The sequence below is a fragment of the Modestobacter marinus genome (assembly GCF_019799945.1).
Taxonomy (GTDB): Bacteria; Actinomycetota; Actinomycetes; order Mycobacteriales; family Geodermatophilaceae; genus Modestobacter; species Modestobacter marinus_B.
The window spans coordinates 184,305-201,747 of record NZ_JABGCH010000004.1 but is presented as its reverse complement, the minus strand read 5'-3'; the positions used below and the strand labels follow the sequence as shown (position 1 = coordinate 201,747).

The 17,443-nt window shown below is 74.0% G+C and carries 20 protein-coding genes; 11 read left to right on the top strand and 9 right to left on the bottom strand.

Annotated elements, in window-relative coordinates:
- Window positions 1-20 precede the first annotated feature (20 nt).
- Both kdgD and HK417_RS06095 read right to left on the bottom strand, forming a co-directional pair.
- Window positions 21-935: a 5-dehydro-4-deoxyglucarate dehydratase gene (gene kdgD, locus HK417_RS06100; RefSeq protein ID WP_222264407.1), complete on the bottom strand. Its 915-nt coding sequence runs from the start codon at window positions 933-935 to the stop codon at window positions 21-23.
- Window positions 936-1,067: 132 nt separating this feature from the next.
- Window positions 1,068-1,961, bottom strand: coding sequence for a LysR family transcriptional regulator (locus HK417_RS06095; RefSeq protein WP_222264405.1), 894 nt, complete (start codon window positions 1,959-1,961; stop codon window positions 1,068-1,070).
- 142 nt (window positions 1,962-2,103) lie between these two features.
- Here HK417_RS06095 and HK417_RS06090 point away from each other — a divergent pair, with 142 nt between their 5' ends.
- The 7 genes from HK417_RS06090 to HK417_RS06060 all read left to right on the top strand — a co-directional run bounded on the left by HK417_RS06090 (window position 2,104) and on the right by HK417_RS06060 (window position 7,963).
- Window positions 2,104-3,117, top strand: a complete 1,014-nt coding sequence (locus tag HK417_RS06090) for a Bug family tripartite tricarboxylate transporter substrate binding protein (RefSeq protein WP_222264403.1) — start codon at window positions 2,104-2,106, stop codon at window positions 3,115-3,117.
- Window positions 3,114-3,713 carry a tripartite tricarboxylate transporter TctB family protein gene (locus HK417_RS06085; RefSeq protein ID WP_222264401.1) on the top strand — a complete coding sequence of 200 codons (600 nt, stop codon included), beginning with the start codon at window positions 3,114-3,116 and terminating at the stop codon, window positions 3,711-3,713. Before HK417_RS06090 ends, HK417_RS06085 begins: the two co-directional genes overlap by 4 nt.
- 8 nt (window positions 3,714-3,721) lie before the next feature.
- Complete coding sequence (locus HK417_RS06080; protein ID WP_222264398.1) at window positions 3,722-5,236, top strand: tripartite tricarboxylate transporter permease; 1,515 nt, start codon at window positions 3,722-3,724, stop codon at window positions 5,234-5,236.
- Window positions 5,233-5,637, top strand: a complete 405-nt coding sequence (locus HK417_RS06075) for a universal stress protein (protein WP_222264396.1) — start codon at window positions 5,233-5,235, stop codon at window positions 5,635-5,637. The genes HK417_RS06080 and HK417_RS06075 overlap by 4 nt, the downstream gene beginning before the upstream one ends.
- A gap of 235 nt (window positions 5,638-5,872) precedes the next feature.
- Window positions 5,873-6,052 carry a hypothetical protein gene (locus tag HK417_RS06070; RefSeq protein WP_222264394.1) on the top strand — a complete coding sequence of 60 codons (180 nt, stop codon included), beginning with the start codon at window positions 5,873-5,875 and terminating at the stop codon, window positions 6,050-6,052.
- Window positions 6,053-6,077: 25 nt separating this feature from the next.
- Window positions 6,078-7,217 (top strand): globin domain-containing protein, encoded by a 1,140-nt coding sequence (locus HK417_RS06065; RefSeq protein ID WP_222264392.1) that lies wholly within the window; start codon window positions 6,078-6,080, stop codon window positions 7,215-7,217.
- The gene (locus HK417_RS06060; protein WP_222264391.1) at window positions 7,214-7,963 is read left to right on the top strand and encodes a DivIVA domain-containing protein; all 750 of its coding nucleotides are present in this window, start codon (window positions 7,214-7,216) and stop codon (window positions 7,961-7,963) included. The genes HK417_RS06065 and HK417_RS06060 overlap by 4 nt, the downstream gene beginning before the upstream one ends.
- 76 nt (window positions 7,964-8,039) lie before the next feature.
- On the opposite strand, the gene mug is transcribed toward HK417_RS06060, so the two are convergent.
- From mug to HK417_RS06040, 4 genes are read right to left on the bottom strand one after another with little or no spacing between them, the layout of a single operon-like run.
- Window positions 8,040-8,558, bottom strand: a complete 519-nt coding sequence (mug, locus tag HK417_RS06055; RefSeq protein WP_222264388.1) for a G/U mismatch-specific DNA glycosylase — start codon at window positions 8,556-8,558, stop codon at window positions 8,040-8,042.
- A gap of 16 nt (window positions 8,559-8,574) precedes the next feature.
- On the bottom strand, window positions 8,575-9,183 hold the full coding sequence (locus HK417_RS06050; protein WP_222264386.1) for a hypothetical protein: 609 nt from the start codon (window positions 9,181-9,183) through the stop codon (window positions 8,575-8,577).
- A 20-nt stretch (window positions 9,184-9,203) separates the two neighbouring features.
- Window positions 9,204-9,785, bottom strand: a complete 582-nt coding sequence (locus HK417_RS06045; RefSeq protein ID WP_222264384.1) for a hypothetical protein — start codon at window positions 9,783-9,785, stop codon at window positions 9,204-9,206.
- Between the two features lie 13 nt (window positions 9,786-9,798).
- Entirely contained in the window at window positions 9,799-10,947 is a 1,149-nt protein-coding gene (locus HK417_RS06040) for a zinc-dependent alcohol dehydrogenase (protein ID WP_222264382.1), read from the bottom strand.
- A gap of 221 nt (window positions 10,948-11,168) precedes the next feature.
- Between HK417_RS06040 and HK417_RS26095 the strand changes: the two genes are divergently transcribed.
- Complete coding sequence (locus HK417_RS26095; protein WP_222264380.1) at window positions 11,169-11,636, top strand: STAS domain-containing protein; 468 nt, start codon at window positions 11,169-11,171, stop codon at window positions 11,634-11,636.
- A gap of 64 nt (window positions 11,637-11,700) precedes the next feature.
- Window positions 11,701-12,393, top strand: a complete 693-nt coding sequence (locus HK417_RS06030) for a GAF and ANTAR domain-containing protein (protein ID WP_222264378.1) — start codon at window positions 11,701-11,703, stop codon at window positions 12,391-12,393.
- A 77-nt stretch (window positions 12,394-12,470) separates the two neighbouring features.
- On the opposite strand, the gene HK417_RS06025 is transcribed toward HK417_RS06030, so the two are convergent.
- Window positions 12,471-12,626 carry a hypothetical protein gene (locus HK417_RS06025; protein WP_222264376.1) on the bottom strand — a complete coding sequence of 52 codons (156 nt, stop codon included), beginning with the start codon at window positions 12,624-12,626 and terminating at the stop codon, window positions 12,471-12,473.
- Window positions 12,627-12,740: 114 nt separating this feature from the next.
- On the opposite strand from HK417_RS06025, the gene HK417_RS06020 reads away from it, so the two are divergent.
- Together HK417_RS06020 and HK417_RS06015 are read left to right on the top strand one after the other, a co-directional pair.
- The gene (locus HK417_RS06020) at window positions 12,741-13,340 is read left to right on the top strand and encodes a TetR/AcrR family transcriptional regulator (protein ID WP_222264374.1); all 600 of its coding nucleotides are present in this window, start codon (window positions 12,741-12,743) and stop codon (window positions 13,338-13,340) included.
- A complete protein-coding gene (locus tag HK417_RS06015) occupies window positions 13,337-14,551 on the top strand; it encodes an MFS transporter (protein ID WP_308123403.1) in 1,215 nt (404 codons plus the stop codon). The genes HK417_RS06020 and HK417_RS06015 overlap by 4 nt, the downstream gene beginning before the upstream one ends.
- Here HK417_RS06015 and HK417_RS06010 read toward each other — a convergent pair.
- Both HK417_RS06010 and HK417_RS06005 read right to left on the bottom strand, forming a co-directional pair.
- Complete coding sequence (locus HK417_RS06010; protein WP_222264372.1) at window positions 14,541-15,983, bottom strand: carboxylesterase family protein; 1,443 nt, start codon at window positions 15,981-15,983, stop codon at window positions 14,541-14,543. The two genes, HK417_RS06015 and HK417_RS06010, sit on opposite strands and share 11 nt — an antisense overlap.
- A gap of 62 nt (window positions 15,984-16,045) precedes the next feature.
- Complete coding sequence (locus HK417_RS06005) at window positions 16,046-17,398, bottom strand: MFS transporter (RefSeq protein WP_222264370.1); 1,353 nt, start codon at window positions 17,396-17,398, stop codon at window positions 16,046-16,048.
- Between the last annotated feature and the right edge of the window lie 45 nt (window positions 17,399-17,443).

Below are 17,443 nucleotides of genomic sequence, written 5' to 3'. Positions count from 1 at the left end.
TCTGCTTCCTCGTGGGCCGGTCAGGAGATCTTCTGGACCAGTGCGGTCAGGTCGGCGAGCTCGGCGTCGTCCAGGTCGGTGAGCGGCGGGCGCACCCGGCCGCCGTCGCGGCCCACGGCGGTGAGCCCGGCCTTGACGATGGAGACCGCGTACCCACGCTCCCGGTCCCGGATGTCCAGGTACGGGAGGACGAAGTCGTTGAGCATGGCGTAGACCGCGGTGCGGTCCTGGGCGCGGACGGCGGCGTAGAAGCGGAGCGCGAACTCGGGCAGGAAGTTGTACAGCGCCGAGGAGTAGGTGCTCACGCCGAGCTGCAGGAGCGGCAGCGCGAAGGTCTCCGCCGTCGGCAGGCCACCGACGTAGATGAGCCGGTCGCCGACCCGGGCGTAGGTGCGGGTCATCTGCTCGATGTCCCCGACGCCGTCCTTGAGGCCGATCAGGTTCGGGTTGCGCTCGGCGACCGCGGCGACGGTGACGTCGGTGAGGACGGCGTTGGCCCGGCTGTAGACGATGACGCCGAGGTCGGTGGCGCGGCAAACCGCGCTGATGTGCTCGACGAGGCCCTCCTGGCTGGCCTCGGTGAGGTACGGCGGGAACAGCAGGAGGCCGGTGGCCCCGGCGTCCTGGGCGGCCTTGGCCTGCTCGATCGAGACGGCGGTGCCGCCGGTGGCCGGGGCGAGCACCGGCACCTTGCCGGCCACCTCGTCGACGGCCACCCGCACGACCCGGTCGATCTCCGCGGGGGTCAGCGAGAAGCCCTCACCGGTGCCACCGGCGGCGAACAGGCCGGCGACGTCGAAGCTCGACTGCCAGGCCAGGTGCTCGCGGTAGCGGGGCTCGTCGAACTGGAGGTCGGCATCGAAGTGGGTCACCGGGAAGGAGAGCAGACCGGACTTGAGGCGGTCGGCGAGTTCGTCCGGGGGGAGCAGCGTCACGGCGGCATGTCCTTGTTCGACGGGTCCGTGCCGCGGAGGGGATGCGCGGGACGGGGTGGTCGTCGTCACCGTAGGAACAGTTGACGATGCCTGTCCAGGTTCGTTTGCGCATGACTCGATGCCCGGCGAGCATCAGTCGTCGACGTCGACGCCCTCCAGCACCTGGAGCACCCGCCACAGCGCCGGGTTGGGCGACTCGCGCGCCCACAGCAGGTGCAGCTCGACCGGCTCGGGCACCGGGGTCGCCAGCCGGACGAAGCCGACCCCCTCGATCGGCAGCCGCGCGGCGGACGCGGGCACGAAGGCGATGCCGCGCCCGGCGGCCACCAGCCAGAGCATCGTCAGCACCTGGCTCACCGTGTGGACGGTGTTCTGGTGCGCGATGGGCACGGCCCCGGCCACCAGGTCGTAGAAGTACCGCGCCCGGGTGGGTGAGTGCATGACCACCGGCTCGCCGGCCAGGTCGGCGGCGATCACGTCCCGGTCGAGGGCGAGGAGGGGGTGCCCGGCCGGCGCGGCCACGAGCAGCGACTCCCGGTGCAGCAGACGCGAGCCGAACGTCTCCCGGTCGAAGGGCGGGCGGGCCAGCCCCAGGTCGATCTCCTCGTTGGCCAGCCCGGCGACCTGCTCGCGGGTCACCATCTCGGCGAGGTCGACGGACACGTCGGGCAGCTCGCGGGCGAGCTCGTTGAGCAGCCGGCCGAGGATGCCGTACGTCGAGGCGGCGGTGAACCCGATCCGCACCACGCCACTGGAGCCGGCCGACACCCGGCGGGCCTGCTCCAGGGCCGCCTCGGCCAGCGCCAGCAGCCGCCGGGCCTCGGCGAGGAACACCTGGCCGGCCGCGGTGAGGGCCACCCGCCGGTTGTCCCGCTCCAGCAGCTGGGCCCCCACGGCGCGCTCCAGCTTTTGGATCTGGCGGCTCAGTGGGGGTTGGGTCATCTTCAGCCGGGCGGCGGCCCGGCCGAAGTGCAGCTCGTCGGCGACGGCCACGAAGCCCCGCAGCTGCTCCAGCGTGAAATTCATGCCGCCAAGGTATCAACCTATGCCACATCGGATTTGGACAGGCATGACGGCCCCTTCCTAGGCTCGCCCCGTCCACGCCTGGCGTGACGCCATTCACAGGATCACCTCGCCGGGCGGCCGGCTTCTCGAAGGAGAGAACGACATGACCAGGAACTCCGGCACGCGCCGTTGGGTGCTGACCGGCCTCGGGATCACCCTGGCCCTCTCGACCGCGGCCTGCGGGGGCAACGTCGGCGGCGGCTCGGACGCCGCGGCCGAGGACTTCCCCGGCGGCGACCCGGTCACCATCTACGTCGGCCAGGACCCCGGCGGCAGCACCGACCTGATCGCCCGCGCGCTCGCCGACGCGGCCTCTGAGGACCTGGGCGTCCCGGTGACCGTGGAGAACAAGCCGGGCGCCAACGGTGCACTGGCCGCGCAGGAACTGGCCGGTCAGGACCCCGACGGCCACACCCTGATGGTCTTCAACGGCAGCCTGGGCTACATCACCCCGCTCGCCGTGCCCGAGGACGAGGCGATCGACATCGCCGACTACGAGATCGTCACCGGGGTCTCCCAGGACGACTACGTGCTCGTGACCGCGCCGTCCTCCGGCTTCGCGACCGTCGACGACCTGAAGAACGCCGGCCGGCCGATCACCTTCGGCACCACGGGCGTCGGCACCGGCAGCCAGCTGTCGCAGGAGCTGCTCTTCGCGCAGTCCGGCATCGACGCGACCGCGGTCCCGTTCGACGGCGGCTCCCCCACGCTGACCGCCGTGCTCGGCGGCCAGGTGGACGTCGGGTCCATCCAGCTCGGCGAGGCCATCGAGCAGATCGAGGCCGGGGAGCTGACCCCGATCGTCACCTTCGCCGAGGAGCGGCCGTCCTACCTGCCCGACACCCCCACCGCGGTGGAGGCGGGCTACGACGTCCCGGTCCAGCAGTCCCGCGCGGTCTTCGCCCCCTCGGGCACGCCCCAGGAGGTCCTCGACCGGCTCCAGGCTGCCTTCCAGGCCGCGTTCGACTCCCCCGAGTACCAGCAGTTCAACGAGGACAACCAGCTGACCCCCAACGAGGTGTCCGGCGACGAGCTGCGCGAGCAGTGGACCTCCAACCTCGACTCCTACCGCAGCGTCGTGGAGGAGTACGGCATCGACCTGGGCGGAGCGGAGTGACCACTCCCCCCGGCGGAGCGCATCGGGCGGGGAGCCCCGGCGGCCAGGCGGCCGCCGGGGCGGCCCCCGCCGCAGCGGACAGCGTGCCCGCGACGATCCACGACCTCGAGGAGGCCGTGCACGCGGTGGAGGCGGCCGAGCACGAGGGCCGCCCGCCGGCCGCCGGACCGGTCGCCAACGTCGTCATCGCGGCCGCCGTGGTCCTACTGGGCATCGCCGCCCTCATCGGGTCCGGCCGGCTCGGCCTCGGCTCCGCCCGGGTCCCCGACTCGGGCACCTGGCCGCTGCTGGTCAGCATCCTGGTCGTGGTCCTGGGGATCGGGCTGATCGCCGTCGCCCGGAAGACCTCGGACGCCGAGCGGTTCACCCGCACGAGCTGGCTGGTGCTCGCCGGCCTGGCGACCATGGTCGTGTTCGTGCTGGTCATCGAGGTCATCGGCTTCGAGATCCCGGCGGCGCTGCTCTCCTTCGTCTGGCTGCGCTTCCTCGGCGGCGAGGGCTGGCGCACCTCGATCGTGGTCAGCCTCGGCGTGGTGGCCGCCTTCTACGTCATCTTCGTCGCCGCGCTGTCCGTGCCCATCCCCCACCTGTTCTAGGAGACCCCGTGGACCTGACCCCGGTCATCGACGGCTTCGGCGTCGTCCTGGAACCGACCAACCTGCTCTACTGCCTGATCGGCGTCGTCATCGGCATGCTGATCGGCGTGCTGCCCGGCCTCGGGCCGGCGGCCACCATCGCGATCCTGCTGCCGCTCACCTTCGGCATCGAGCCGGTCACCGCGATCATCATGCTGGCCGGCATCTTCTACGGCGCCCAGTACGGCGGCACGATCACGTCGGTGCTGCTGCGCCTGCCCGGCGAGGCCTCCTCGGTGGTCACCGTCTTCGACGGCCACGCCCTCGCCCGGCAGGGCAAGGCCGGTACCGCGCTGGGCATCGCCGCCATCGGGTCGTTCATCGGCGGCACCGTCTCGATCATCGCGCTGTCGCTGCTGGCGCCGATCGTGGCGAGCTTCGCGCTGGACTTCGGTCCGCCGGAGTACACCGCCCTGGCGCTGCTGGGCATCCTGCTCGTCTCGACCGTCAGCAGCGGTGACCGGCTCAAGGCCGTCATCGCCGCGTGCGTCGGCCTGTTGCTGGCCACCGTCGGGCGGGACGGCTTCACCGGCGCCGAGCGGTTCACCTTCAGCAACCTGTCGCTCGCCGACGGCCTGGACTTCGTGCCGATCGCGATGGGGCTCTTCGGGCTCGGCGAGATCCTCTACAACCTGGAGGAACGGCACCGCGCCGTGCAGGCACCGGCCACGGTGGCCAACGTGTGGCCGTCGCGGGCGGACCTGCGGCAGTCCGCCGGGGCCATCGGCCGCGGCTCGGTGCTCGGGTTCGTCCTCGGCATCCTCCCCGGCGGTGGGGCCACGCTGTCCTCCCTGGCCGCCTACGCCCTGGAGAAGCGCCGGTCCAAGCACCCCGAGCGGTTCGGGCAGGGCGCCGTCGAGGGCGTCGCGGCGCCGGAGACGGCAAACAACGCGGCGGCGACGTCGTCGTTCATCCCGCTGCTGACCCTCGGCATCCCGGCCAACGCCACGATGGCGGTCATCTTCGGCGCGCTGCTCATCCAGGGCGTGAGCCCCGGCCCGCAGCTGGTGTCCCAGGAGCCGGAGCTGTTCTGGGGCGTGGTCAACTCCATGTACATCGGCAACATCCTGTTGCTGATCATGAGCATCCCGCTGGTCGGCCTGTTCGTGCGGATCCTGCGGGTGCGCGCCACGGTCCTGGCGCCGATCACCGTCCTGATCACCCTGGTCGGGGTCTACACGGTGAACAACGACGTCTTCGACATCGTGCTGGTCATCGTCTTCGGCGCCCTCGGCTACCTGATGAAGAAGCTGGGCTTCGACCCCGGCCCGCTGGTCCTCGCGTTCGTCCTGGGCTCGCTGCTGGAGGACTCGCTGCGCCGCTCGCTGCTGATCTTCGACGGCGACGTGACCGGCTTCTTCACCCGTCCCATCTCCGGGGTGCTGCTCGTCGTCTTCATCCTCGTGGCGGCCCTGCCCGTCCTCCAGGGCGCGCGGGCCCGCCGCCGCGCCGTCGCCCGCCCCGACACCAGGGAGCTCGTGTGACCGTCCTCGTCGGTTTCGTCCCCACCCCCGAGGGCGAGGCGGCCTTCGCCGCCGGCCTGACGGAGGCCCGGCTGCGCGGCGAGGACCTGCTGGTCCTCAACTCCCCGCGCGGCGGCGCCCCGGTCAGCGCCGACGTCGCCCCGCCCGAGCTCGTGGACCGGCTGTCCGGAGAAGCACAGGCCGCCGGCGTCGGGCTCCGCGTGGAGCAGAGCCCGCACTCCGGCGACCTCGCCGACACGGTCCTGCGCGCGGCCGAGGAGCACGACGCCTCGCTCATCGTCATCGGGCTGCGCCGGCGCTCCCCGGTCGGCAAGCTGCTGCTGGGCAGCAGCGCCCAGCGGATCCTGCTGGACGCCGACCGCCCGGTGCTCTCGGTCAAGCCCCGCCCGGGCGCCTCCTGAGCCGGCCGCCCCGACCCTGACCGCCCGACCCCGACCGCCCGGCACCGAGAGTCCTCGGCGCCGGGCGGTCGTCGTCCTGACTGGCACTGCGGGAGCCCACCCGACAGACTGCGACCATGTCCGTGGCGCTCCCGTTACCAACGGTGACCGTCGCGGGCTGCGCGGTCCCCCGCCCCCGTCCCGGGACGAGCCGGCCGCGCATGGTGTCCCTTCACGGGGGAGGACGGGGTCGCAGATGCCGCTGTACGCACGACCGGGCGTTGAGGACGTCGACCTGCCGCGGGTGCGCCGGCACCGGACCGCGACGCTCACCCTGATCTCGCCCGGCGTGGCACCGGAGCACATCGGCGCGGTCGGCGCCGCGCTCCCCGCCCACCGGGACGAGGTCGTTCCCGAACCGCTCGCGGCGAGCTGACGCCGCGGCACCCAGGAGAAGCTCCGTGGACATCCCCGCCATGCGGGCCAACTTCGCCAAGGCCGCGGCCCACGGCGACCAGGTCCCGCTCTGGTTCTACTCCCACCTGTTCCTGTCCCACCCCGAGACCCGGGAGCTGTTCCCGGTGTCGATGGCCCACCAGCGGGACCGGCTCTTCGCCGCCCTGGGCCAGGTGGTGGCGCGCGTCGACGACCTGGACACGCTGGTGCCCATCCTCCAGCAGCTGGGCCGCGACCACCGCAAGTTCGGCACCGTCGCGGCGCACTACCCGGCCGTGGGCGCCAGCCTGCTCGCCACCCTCGAGCACTTCGACGACGAGTGGGACGACGCGCTCGCCGCCAGCTGGGCCGAGGCGTACGAGCTCATCGCCCAGGTCATGGTCAAGGCGGCCGACGAGTCGACCGACCAGCCCCCGTGGTGGGACGCGGAGGTGGTCGACCACGACCGCCGGACCCTGGACGTCGCCGTGCTGAAGCTCGCGCCCCGCACGCCGGTGGAGTACCTCCCCGGGCAGGCGCTCTCGGTCGAGACGGAGCTGCGGCCCCGGCTGTGGCGCTGGTACTCCCCCGCCAACGCGCCGCGCCCCGACGGGATGCTGGAGCTGCACGTCAAAGCCCGGGACGGCGGCCCGGTCAGCAGCGCCCTGGTCCGCCAGGTCCAGAAGGGGGACGCCGTCCGCCTGGGTCCGCCGGTCGGGCACCTGGCCCTGGACACCGGGTCCGAGCGCGACCTCCTGCTGGTCGCCGGGGGCACCGGGTTGGCGCCGGTGAAGGCGATCATCGACCAGGTGGCCCGCCAGGGCCCGCCGCGCCGGGTCGACCTGTTCGTCGGGTCCCGCACCGAGGACGCGTTCTACGATCGGGCGGACCTGCGCCGGCTGGCGCAGGAGCTGCCGTGGCTGACGGTCACCCTGGCCGTCTCGCACGACAAGACCTCGTCCCTGGAGCACGGGGACATCGGTGACGTCGTCCTGCGGCACGGCCCCTGGGCCAACCGCGACGCCTACGTCGCCGGCAACCCGGCCACGGTCGAGGACACCGTGACCCGGCTCCACCACCACGGCCTGCCCATGGGCCGCATCCGCACCGAGGTGTTCGCAGCGAGCCGACCGAGCCCGACGGTCGACGGGAAGGTGACCGAATGACCACCAGCACACCCACAGCCGGGGACGGGGAGCGCCTCACGCCGGACGTCGTCCGTGACGTGCGCTTCACGCACGGGACGATGCTGCACCCCGGCTACACCGACACCGAGGTCGACGCGTTCGTCGACCGGGTGTCGTCCGAGCTGGACCGCCTCACCCTGGAGAACGCGCAGCTGCGCGAGCAGCTCCACCGGCTCGAGCAGCAGCTGGCGGCCGCGGCCAACCGGCCCTCCCCGAGCGACCAGGCGGTCGGCATCCTGGCCACGGCGCAGCTCACCGCGGACCAGTACGTCGCCGAGGCCGAGGCGTTCAGCCGGCAGATGACCAGCGAGGCGCGCCTTCACTACGAGGAGCAGCTCAGCCGGGCGCGGGAGAAGGCGGGCGCGATCATCCAGGCCGCCCAGGAGGCCGGGGTGCGTATCTCCTCCGGGCGCAGCACCCCCGAGGTCTCCGCCCAGCCCGCCACCGAGGACCTGGAGGAGCAGGTGGCCTACCTGCGGGCCTTCGGCCAGGCCTGCCGCACCCAGCTGCGCTCCTACCTGGAGGCCCTGCTCGCCGACGTGGAGACCGAGTGGGGGCGGGCGCACCCGGCGGCCCTCCCCGAGCCGCCCCGCGGAGGGCGGGTGCCACGCCAGCTGCGCGCCGCCCAGGCGTCCTTCCACTCCAACGAGGCCGCGGACGACGTCGCCGAGCAGCAGCCGCGGACCGGCGTGCCGGCGGGCACCGGGTCGACCGCGACGACCTGAGCCGGCAGCTGCGGCCGGCCGGCGCTGCTCAGCGGCCGGCCGGCCGCAGCTGCGCGTAGCGGCGGGCCGGCGCTGCTCAGCGGCCGGCCGGCCGCAGCTGCGCGTAGCGGCGGGCCAGGTCGGGCAGCTGGTGGTGGGCGTTGAGCCCGCTGGGGTTGGGTGCCACCCAGGTCTCCACTCCCCCGATCCGCTCGGGCTGCCGGCCCAGCCCGGCCCGCGGGCGGTCGAAGGCGACCCGCCACGCGGTCACACCCAGCACGGCGAGCGCCCGCGGCCGGTACTGCTCGACCAGCTCCGCCAGCGCCCGGGCCCCCTCCCGCAGCTCCGCCGGGTCCAGCTCGGCGGCGGTGCGGGTGGGGCGGTCGACGACGTTGGTCACCCCGAGACCGTGGCGCAGCAGCTCGCCGTCCTCCTCGGGCCGGAACCGGCGCGGGGTGAGCCCGGCCAGGTGCAGCGCCGGCCAGAAGCGGTTCCCCGGCCGGGCGAAGTGGTGCCCCCTCTCGGCGGACACCAGCGACGGGTTGATGCCGCAGAACAGCACGTCGAGCCCGGGACCCAAGACGTCCCGCAGCGGCTTGCCCCGGTCCTCCCCCACGCGTCCAGTCTGCCGCTCAGGGCACCCGCACGGTGGTGGTCACCCGCACCATCCCGGGGTCCGGCGGCACCGACCCGAAGCCGAAGGTCACCGGCGGGCGGACCGGCGCCAGGGTGCCGAGCGGTACGCCGTCCCAGGTGGCCGCCAGGTCGGTGACGGTGTGCAGGTCCTGCACGCCGTACCACTCGGTGCGTCCGTTGCCGGCCGAGCCGGTGGTCCGCAGCCCGGTCAGCAGCCGGGCCGGCCGGTCCAGCAGGCCGATCCACGCCGGCGTGCGGGCCAGCGGCGCCGGCACGGCGCGCAGCAGCCGGCCCAGCAGCGGCCGGCCGCCGGTGCGCACCCGCAGGTCCAGCGGGCCGGCGGCCACGGTCCAGGTGGCGTCGTCCGGCCGCGCGACGGCGACGTCGACCAGCCGCACCTCGTCGAAGGTGTAGGTGGCCGTGATGAAGTCGGCGGCCTCCCGGTGCGGCGCGAACAGCACCCGGTGGCCGTCGGGCCGCTGCACCATCACGTCCGACAGCGGGCCCAGCGGCGAGCGGGGCCAGTGCCCCACGACGATGCGGGTGCCGGAGGTGGTGCCGACGCCGAGGATCCAGCCGTCGAAGCGCTGCCGGCCGGTGCTCACCCCGGCCCCTCGCCCCGGGGTCAGCGGCGCAGTGCCCGGACGACCGCCCGTGCGCCCAGCGCGGTGGCGCCCGCGGCGGCCAGCCACGGCCCGGCGACGACGACCGGGTCCAGCACCTGGTGCCGCTTGTCCGAGCGCCCCTCGCGCGAGCCGGGCCCGGAGTGGGTCAGCTCGCCGCGCAAACCCGTGGCCGGCACGTCTGGCCGCCCGGAGACGAACGAGCGGAGGTGGCTCTCCCAGGCGTCGACCCGGTCACCGACGATGAGCAGCATCCAGTGCGCCAGCCGGCCCTCGCTGAACCGCTGGTAGGCCAGCCGGCGGATCGCCCCGGACAGCCCGTGCAGCGGCTGGGCGGTGCCGAAGGCCGGGGTGACGAACGCGTGCTCGATCGAGCGCTCGCGCCCCTCGGCCCCGGGCTGCCGCTCCGGGAAGTCCCAGTGCGCGCCGGTGTCGGCGGGGTACTGCAGCTTGGGGTACGACGGCCGGTCGGCGGGGTCGAGGTCGGCACCCCAGCCGGGGATGCGAGCCCGCAGCTCCTCCCGGCTCGGCGGTGGGGTGCGCTTGTCGCGGACGTAGGCGCTGGGGACGTCGGACTCGGTCATGGTGGTCGCTCCCTCAGTCCGCGCGGGGCAGGATCAGCGGCTTGATGCAGCCGTCGAGCTTGGCCGAGAACACGTGGTAGGCCTCGGCGATGTCCTCCAGCGGGAACCGGTGGGTGACCATCTCCCGCGGCGTCAGGTGGCCGTTGCGCACGTGCTCGAACATCCGCGGCCACTGCCGCTTGACCGGGGTCTGGTTCATCCGCAGGGTGAGCCCCTTGTTCAGCGCGTCCCCGAACTTCACCGCGTTGGGGATCGGCCCGTAGGCGCCGACGACGGAAACGGTGCCGCCCTTGCGCACGCCGTCGATCGCCCAGTTCAGCGCCACCGGCGAGCCGCCCTGCAGCTTGAGCTTCGTGCCGGCCACGTGCTGGAGGAAGTTGCCGTCGGCCTCGGCCCCCACGGCCTCGATGACGACGTCCGCGCCGAGGAAGTCGGTCTGCTTCTTCATCTCCACGACGATGTCGTCGTACTCGTCGTAGTCCAGCGTCTCGGCATGGGCCATCGTGCGCGCCTTCTCCAGCCGCTCCCGCAGGTGGTCGATGACGATCACCCGGCCGGCGCCCATCAGCCACGCGGACTGGGCGGCGATGAGACCGACGGGCCCGGCGCCGAGGACGACGACCGTGTCACCCTCGGTGATCTCACCGAGCTGGGCGCCGAAGTAGCCGGTGGCGGCTGCGTCGGTGAGCAGCACAGCGTCCTCGTCGTGCATCCAGTCCGGGATCTTCACCGGGCCGACGTCGGCGAACGGGACGCGCACGTACTCGGCCTGCCCGCCGTCGTAGCCGCCGGTGGTGTGCGAGTAGCCGTAGATGCCGCCGACCGCGGTGGCGTTGGGGTTCACGTTGTGGCAGTTGGAGTACAGCCCGCGGGAGCAGAACCAGCAGCTGCCGCAGAAGATGTTGAACGGCACCATCACGCGGTCGCCGACCTGCAGGCTCTGTACCGACGAGCCGACCTGCTCGACGACGCCGATGAACTCGTGGCCGAACGTGTGCCCGATCCGGGTGTCCGGCATCATGCCGTGGTACAAGTGCAGGTCCGAGCCGCAGATTGCGGCCAGCGCGACCCGGACGACGGCGTCGTTGGGGTGCTCGATCGCGGGGACGTCCTTCTCCTCGACCCGGATCTTGTAGGGGCCGCGGTACACCATCGCCCGCATGGGACCTCCTGGCTACGGGGCCGGGCCACCGATCGGCGGCCGTCCTGCCCGCCGGATACCGCCTCGGCACCGGCAGGTCGACTCTGCCCCCGCGTCCCCGTCCCGGCCAGCCGAACCTGATGTGGCCGTGACGAAACCATTGCTGTGCGGAACCTTCACCCATATCCTGTCTGCGCAGGGTTGAAACTCACAGCCCTGGGCCGTTCGGCCCGACATGGTGCGTGGCCGCGGCCTTCGTCGCGGAGCGCGCCACCCGACCGCCCCACCAGGAGGTCGTCCGGGTGCTCCTCCACCCGTCCCACCCTCGTCCGCTGCCCGTCTTCTTCGCCGAGGACGCGTCGCCCGCCCAGCTCACCGTGCGTGTCGACCTGGTCGCCGGCCGGATCTCGCTGAACGGGTCGCTGGACCGCCAGACCGCCCACCACCTGCTCGACGCGGCGACCGCCCTCACCGGCGGAGACCATGCGGAGTGGGTGCTCAACGCCCGTGAGCTGCACTTCTGCGACATCGCCGGGCTGCGGGCGATCACCACCGTCTACCGCCGGGCGCTGCGACACGGGTCCCGGCTGACCGTGCGCGAGCCGGGCGCCTGGCTCCGCCGGGCCCTGACCGCCCTGCGGCTGGACGGCCATCTGCTCCCGGAGGAGGCGGCCACGGAGCAGCCGGCGTTCCCGCCCGCGCCCCGCTGAGCCCGCCGGGTCGGCCGTGCCCTGCCCCCGCCGCGCCGGCTCCGGTCCCGCCAAGATGTGACGTGTGCAACAGCTCCTGCGCGACCTGAGCCGGATCGTGCTGCCCGACCGGTCGCTGGACGACGTGCTCCTCGAGGTGCTCCGGCTGGCCACCCGCACCATCCCCGAGGCCGAGGCCACCTCCCTCACGCTCGTCCGCGACGACGGGGCGGTGACGGCGGCCCATCACGGCAAGGTGGCGTTGCAGGTCGACGAGCTGCAGTACGGGCTCAGCTGCGGGCCCTGCCTGGACGCGTCCCGGGGCGGGGTCGTCGTCCGGGTCGACGACCTGCGCGAGGACGTCCGGTTCGGCGCGGTCGGCCCCCGCGCGGCCGGACTCGGTGTCCGCAGCTGCCTGGCCGTGCCCCTGCCCTACCAGGGGTCGAGCATCGGCGCGCTCAACGCGTACTCCGCGGAGCCCGCGGCGTTCTCCTCGCCTGACGCCGTGCGGATCGGCACCGAGGTGGCCGAGGCGCTGGCGATCGCCGTGCTCAACGCCGACTCGCACGCCCAGCTCGACGACCAGGCGCACAACCTGAGCGTCGCGATGCACTCGCGCGCCGTCATCGAGCAGGCAAAGGGCGTGCTGATGGCCCAGCAGCACGTCGGCCCCGACGAGGCGTTCGAGATCCTCCGGGCGGCGTCCCAGCGCAGCAACCGCAAGGTGCGCGACGTCGCGGCCGCCATCGTCGCCTCCACCCAGGCACCACTCGGCTGAGCTCCTCCGACCGGTCGGCCGGCGCGCGGCCGGACCGCAGTCCGGGGACGGCGGACCGGCCGCTGCGTCGTCCCCGGTCACCGGGTGGGGTCTTCGCCGCTCCCGATCGCCTCGTCGACCGTGGTCTCGCCCTCGGTGACGCCACCCTCGGGCCGGTTGACGTCCGCACCGGTGCTCGCGTGCGTGCTCTCCTCCTCGGCGGGACGGTCAGGCTGGTTCGACTGCTCGCTCATGGGGTCCTCCTCGTGGGACGGCGGATGCCCGTGCTGGTGCCCCGTCCGCGGTCCCCGAACCGCGGCCCCGGGCGGCTGTGTACAGCTGTACGCTCATTGCGTACAGTCGTACACATGACGGACGTCGACCGGGTGGTCGGAGCTGCCCGGCCGGCCCGCCGCCACGACCCCCAGCGCGCCGAGCGGATCCTCGAGGCGGCGCTGGACGTCATCGCCGAGCACGGCGTCGCGAACACCACCCACCGGCTGGTGGCCGCGGCCGCCGACGTGCCGCTCGGCTCGATGACCTACCACTTCCGCAGCCTGGCCGACCTGCGCGCCCAGGCGTTCCGCCGGCACGCGGAACGGATGGCGGTCACGTACGAGGCGCACTTCCGCGACGTCCACGGCCTCGACGACGTCGTCGAGGCGGTCACCGACCTGGTCCACGGCGACGCCGGTGCCGACGACCGCGACTGGGCGATCGCCTACGAGCTGTACCTGGCCGCGCTGCGTGACCCGGCGCTGCGCGAGGTGACCGAGTCGTGGATGCGCCGCAGCCGCGCGGTGCTCGAGCGGTTCGTCGACCCCACGACCTCCCGCGGGCTGGACGCCCTCGTCGAGGGCCTCGTGATGCACAAGATCCTGTCCACCCAGCCGGTCCCGCGGGCGCAGACCCGCGAGATCATCGCCCGCGCGGTGCGGCCGGCCGACTTCCGGGGAGCGTCCGCGTGAGCACCGCCGAGGGCACCGCCGTCACCCTGCCCGCGACCCGGCTGCGCCGGGCCCGGCTCGCCGTCGCTGCCTGCTTCTTCACCAACGCCGTCCTCTACGCGAACCTCGTTCCGCGGTTCCCGGAGGTCAAGGAGCAGCTGGGTCTGAGCAACTCCGCGCTCGGCGCGGCGATCGCCGCCTTCCCCCTCGGCGCGCTGCTGGCCGGGCTGGCGTCCGCGGCGTTGATCCGCCGGCTCGGGTCCGGGCGGGTGGCGTCGGTCGGACTGGTGCTGCTCGCCGTCGCGCTCTGGGCGGTCGCGGTCGCCCCGAACTGGGGCCTGCTGGCCGTCGCGCTGTTCGTCGCCGGAGCGCTGGACGCGGTCGTGGACGTCGCGCAGAACGCGCAGGGCCTGCGGGTCCAGCGCCTGTACCGGCGGTCGATCCTCAACGGCCTGCACGGTCTCTGGAGCGTCGGCGCGGTGGCCGGCGGGCTGCTCGGGTCGGCGGCCGCGGGGCTCAGCGTGCCCCTGGCGGTGCACCTGGCCGTGACCGCGGTCGTCTTCAGCACCCTGGCCCTGCTCAGCGGCCGCGGGATGCTGCCCGGCCGGGACGACGACGAGCACCCGGCCGCCGCCACCGCCGACCAGGCGCCCGCCGACGGCACAGCCCGCCGGACGGCGATCTGGGCGCTGGCCGCCCTCGGGGTGCTCGCCGCCTGTGGCGCCTTCGTCGAGGACGCCGGCGCCTCCTGGAGCGCGCTCTACCTGCGCACCGAGCTGGCCGCGGGTGCCGCCACCGCCGGGCTGGGCTTCGTCGCGATGTCGGTGGCGATGACCGTCGGGCGGCTCACCGGTGACCGGGTCGTCGACCGGTTCGGGCAGCGCCGGGTGGTCCGGGTCGGCGGCGCGCTGACGGCGGCGGGCATGGGCCTGGCCCTCGCCGTCCCCTCGGTGGCCACCACGCTGATCGGCTTCGCGCTCGCCGGGCTGGGTGTGGCCACCCTCGTGCCCGCGGTCTTCCACGCCGCCGACGAGCTGCCCGGCCTGCCGCGCGGGCTGGGCCTGGCGGTCTCCAACTGGCTGCTGCGGATCGGCTTCCTGATCTCCCCACCGCTGATCGGCGCGGTCGCCGACGCGAGCTCGCTGCGGGTCGCCCTGTCGACCGTCGTCCTGGCCGGGCTGGGCGCGCTGGTGCTGGGCCGGGTGCTGCGCCGGTCGGTCGTCAGCCGCTGAGGTCGGCCCACGCCCGGCGGCGCTGCGCGGCGGGGTCGGCCACCACGCGTGGCACCGCGTCGAACACCGCGGTGCAGTGGGCGTCCGGCCGGTAGGTCGGCCAGTCCGCCAGCAGCCCTGCGGCCGGTGACCCGGTGCGGACCGTGCCCAGCACCGCCTCGTGGAGGGCCTCGGTCACCGTGCGGTCGGCCGGGCTCATCGGCCCGCCCGGCCGGGTGAGCAGCGGCCGCTCCACGAACCGCGGCGGAGCCGCCCAGAGGCAGGCGTTGTCCGCGCCGTGCGTGGGGCCGAGCGCGTCGAACGGCGGCAGCGACGGCGCGTGGTCCCACCGGCTCAGCCAGGCCCGGCCGCCGGCGGCGGTCTGCGCGAGGGCCAGCTCCCGGACCGGCTCCAGCCACATCTCGTCGGTCAGCAGCGACCGCAGCGGGTCCTCCCCCGGCCGCGCGGTGCGCGCGTAGACCTCCAGCAGCCGGTCGAACCGCGCTGCGCCGACCCGGCGGCGGGCCACCGCGGTGGCGCCGTCGGTGCCGGCGGTCAGCAGCGACGTCATCTCGTCCCGGCAGGAGCCGAACCACACGGGGACGTCCCGGAGGGCGCCCGACGCCACCACGTCGGCCGGCCGCGCGGGCAGGACCGTGCCGTCGACCACCGGGGCGAAGACCGCTCCGCCCACCCGGTCGCTGGCGCGCGCCACCCGGCGGGCCGCGTCCATCACCGCAACGGCGGGCACGTCGCGCAGGGCGGTGCGGTCCTCCCGCGCCAGGCCCAGCTCGGCGAGGACCCAGCCGGCGACGTCGACCGCCTCGGCCGCCTCCAGCGGCGGCCCCCCGACCGACAACGCGACCGCGGCCCGGGTGCGGCGGCCGGCGTCCGCGGCGAGCAGCGCGCAGACCAAGCTGGCGCCGGCCGACTGGCCGGCCAGGGTCAGCCGCCCCGCGTCGCCGCCGAAGCGGCCGACCTCGCGCTGGACCCAGTCCAGCGCGGCGAGCAGGTCGGTCATCGCCGGGCTCGGCTCGGGGTCCTCGGGTGTGCCGAGCTGCAGGAAGCCGAACGGGCCCAGCCGGTAGCTGACCGCGACAACCACGCACGGGCCCGCGGCGGCCAGCACGGAGCCGTCGTAGTCCGCGGCCGCGCCGGTCACGAAGGCACCGCCGTGCACCCAGAACAGCACGGGCAGCGGCACGGTCGCCTCCGCGGGTGCGTACACGTCGAGGGTCAGGCAGTCCTCGGTACCGACCAGCCCGCCGCCGACGGCCCACTGCAGCCCGACGGGGCCGGGTCCGGTGGCGTCCCGGACACCGGACCACGGCACCACCGGACCGGCCGGCGCGAACCGCGCCGCCGTCGCGTAGGGGATGCCGCGCCAGCTGCCGACCCCGCCGTCGAGGCGGCCGGCGACCTCCCCGGAGGAGAGGCGGACGACGTGGGACATGGGTTCCTCCACCGTGCACGGGACGGGGCCCCGGCCGTCGGCCGGGGCCCCGTCGGTCGGTCTCAGGCGTGGGTGAGCTGACGGTCGCGCGGGGTGGCGTCCGGCCGGCCGAGCTGCTCCAGCGGGATGTGCGCCGTCTCGCGGGCGGTGAGAGCGCACAGCCCGGCGATGACGGCCGCCCCGGCGGTCAGGTAGGCCACCGGCAGCCAGCCGTTGGGCCCCTCGCCGACGATGCCGGCCGCGATCGCCGGGGAGAAGCCGCCGAGCGCGAAGCCGATCTGGGTGCCGATCGCCATGCCGGAGTACCGGACCCGGGTGTCGAACATCTCGCCGTACAGGGAAGGCCAGATGCCGTTGGCCGCGGAGTACGTGACGCCGGAGAGCAGGATGCCGAAGAGGAAGACCAGCCCGACGTTGCCCTGCTGCAACGCCCACAGGAACGGGAAGACCGCCACGGCGGAGCCCAGCGCCCCGAAGGCGAACACCGGACGGCGGCCGATCCGGTCGGACAGGATCGCCCACAGCGGCAGGGTGCCGATCGCGACCACGTTGGCCGCGATGACCATCCACAGCAGGGTCGAGCGCTCCATGCCCACGACGTTGGTGCCGTGCGCCAGCGACCAGGTGCCGACGATCGTGCTCACCACGGAGACGAGCGCACACAGCACGACCCGCAGCACCGCGGCCCAGTGGTCGCGGAACAGGACGGCGACGGGCAGCTTGGCGACGGTGTGCTCCTGCTCGACCCGCTCGAACTCCGGGGTCTCGGGCAGCGAGCGGCGCACCCAGTAGCCGACCGCGACGACGACGGCCGACAGGAAGAACGGGATCCGCCAGCCCCAGCTCAGCAGCTGGTCCTCCGGCAGCAGCGCGATCGGGAGGAAGACCAGGTTGGCCAGGATCAGGCCGGCCTGGGTGCCCTGGAGGGTGAAGCTGGTGAAGAAGCCGCGGCGACCCTCCGGTGCGTGCTCCAGCGTCATCGAGTTGGCGCCGCTCTGCTCGCCGGCAGCCGACAGCCCCTGCAGGACGCGCATCAGCACGAGCAGGATGGGGGCAGCCACGCCGATGACGGCGTAGGACGGGATCAGACCGATCGCGAACGTCGAGACGCCCATCAGCAGCAGCGTCAGCACCAGCATCTTCTTGCGGCCGAGCACGTCACCGAAGTGCCCGATGACCACGGCGCCGAGCGGGCGGGCCACGTAGGCGACGCCGAAGGTGGCCAGCGAGAGCAGCGTGCCGGTGGCCGGGTCGTTCTCCGGGAAGAACACCTGCGGGAACACCAGGCCCGCAGCGGCGCCGTAGATGAAGAAGTCGTAGTACTCGAGCATGCTGCCGACGAAGCTGGCGAGGGCGGCCTTGCGCGGTGTGCGCTCCGGCACGGTCCCGCCGGGCGGCGCGGGGGTCGGGTTCATGTCAGGTCTCCTGGGGTGCCGGCGGCAGCGGGCAAGGCTGCCGGG

Bases quoted from the DNA above. Each gene is read 5' to 3' on its own strand.
- HK417_RS06090 (WP_222264403.1), top strand. From the start codon at position 2,104: ATGACCAGGAACTCCGGCACGCGCCGTTGGGTGCTGACCGGCCTCGGG.
- HK417_RS06045 (WP_222264384.1), bottom strand. From the start codon at position 9,785: ATGACCGAGTCCGACGTCCCCAGCGCCTACGTCCGCGACAAGCGCACC.
- HK417_RS06010 (WP_222264372.1), bottom strand. From the start codon at position 15,983: ATGTCCCACGTCGTCCGCCTCTCCTCCGGGGAGGTCGCCGGCCGCCTC.
- HK417_RS06070 (WP_222264394.1), top strand. From the start codon at position 5,873: ATGCCGCTGTACGCACGACCGGGCGTTGAGGACGTCGACCTGCCGCGG.
- HK417_RS06040 (WP_222264382.1), bottom strand. From the start codon at position 10,947: ATGCGGGCGATGGTGTACCGCGGCCCCTACAAGATCCGGGTCGAGGAG.
- HK417_RS06025 (WP_222264376.1), bottom strand. From the start codon at position 12,626: ATGAGCGAGCAGTCGAACCAGCCTGACCGTCCCGCCGAGGAGGAGAGC.
- HK417_RS06020 (WP_222264374.1), top strand. From the start codon at position 12,741: ATGACGGACGTCGACCGGGTGGTCGGAGCTGCCCGGCCGGCCCGCCGC.
- HK417_RS06060 (WP_222264391.1), top strand. From the start codon at position 7,214: ATGACCACCAGCACACCCACAGCCGGGGACGGGGAGCGCCTCACGCCG.
- HK417_RS06095 (WP_222264405.1), bottom strand. From the start codon at position 1,961: ATGAATTTCACGCTGGAGCAGCTGCGGGGCTTCGTGGCCGTCGCCGAC.
- HK417_RS06005 (WP_222264370.1), bottom strand. From the start codon at position 17,398: ATGAACCCGACCCCCGCGCCGCCCGGCGGGACCGTGCCGGAGCGCACA.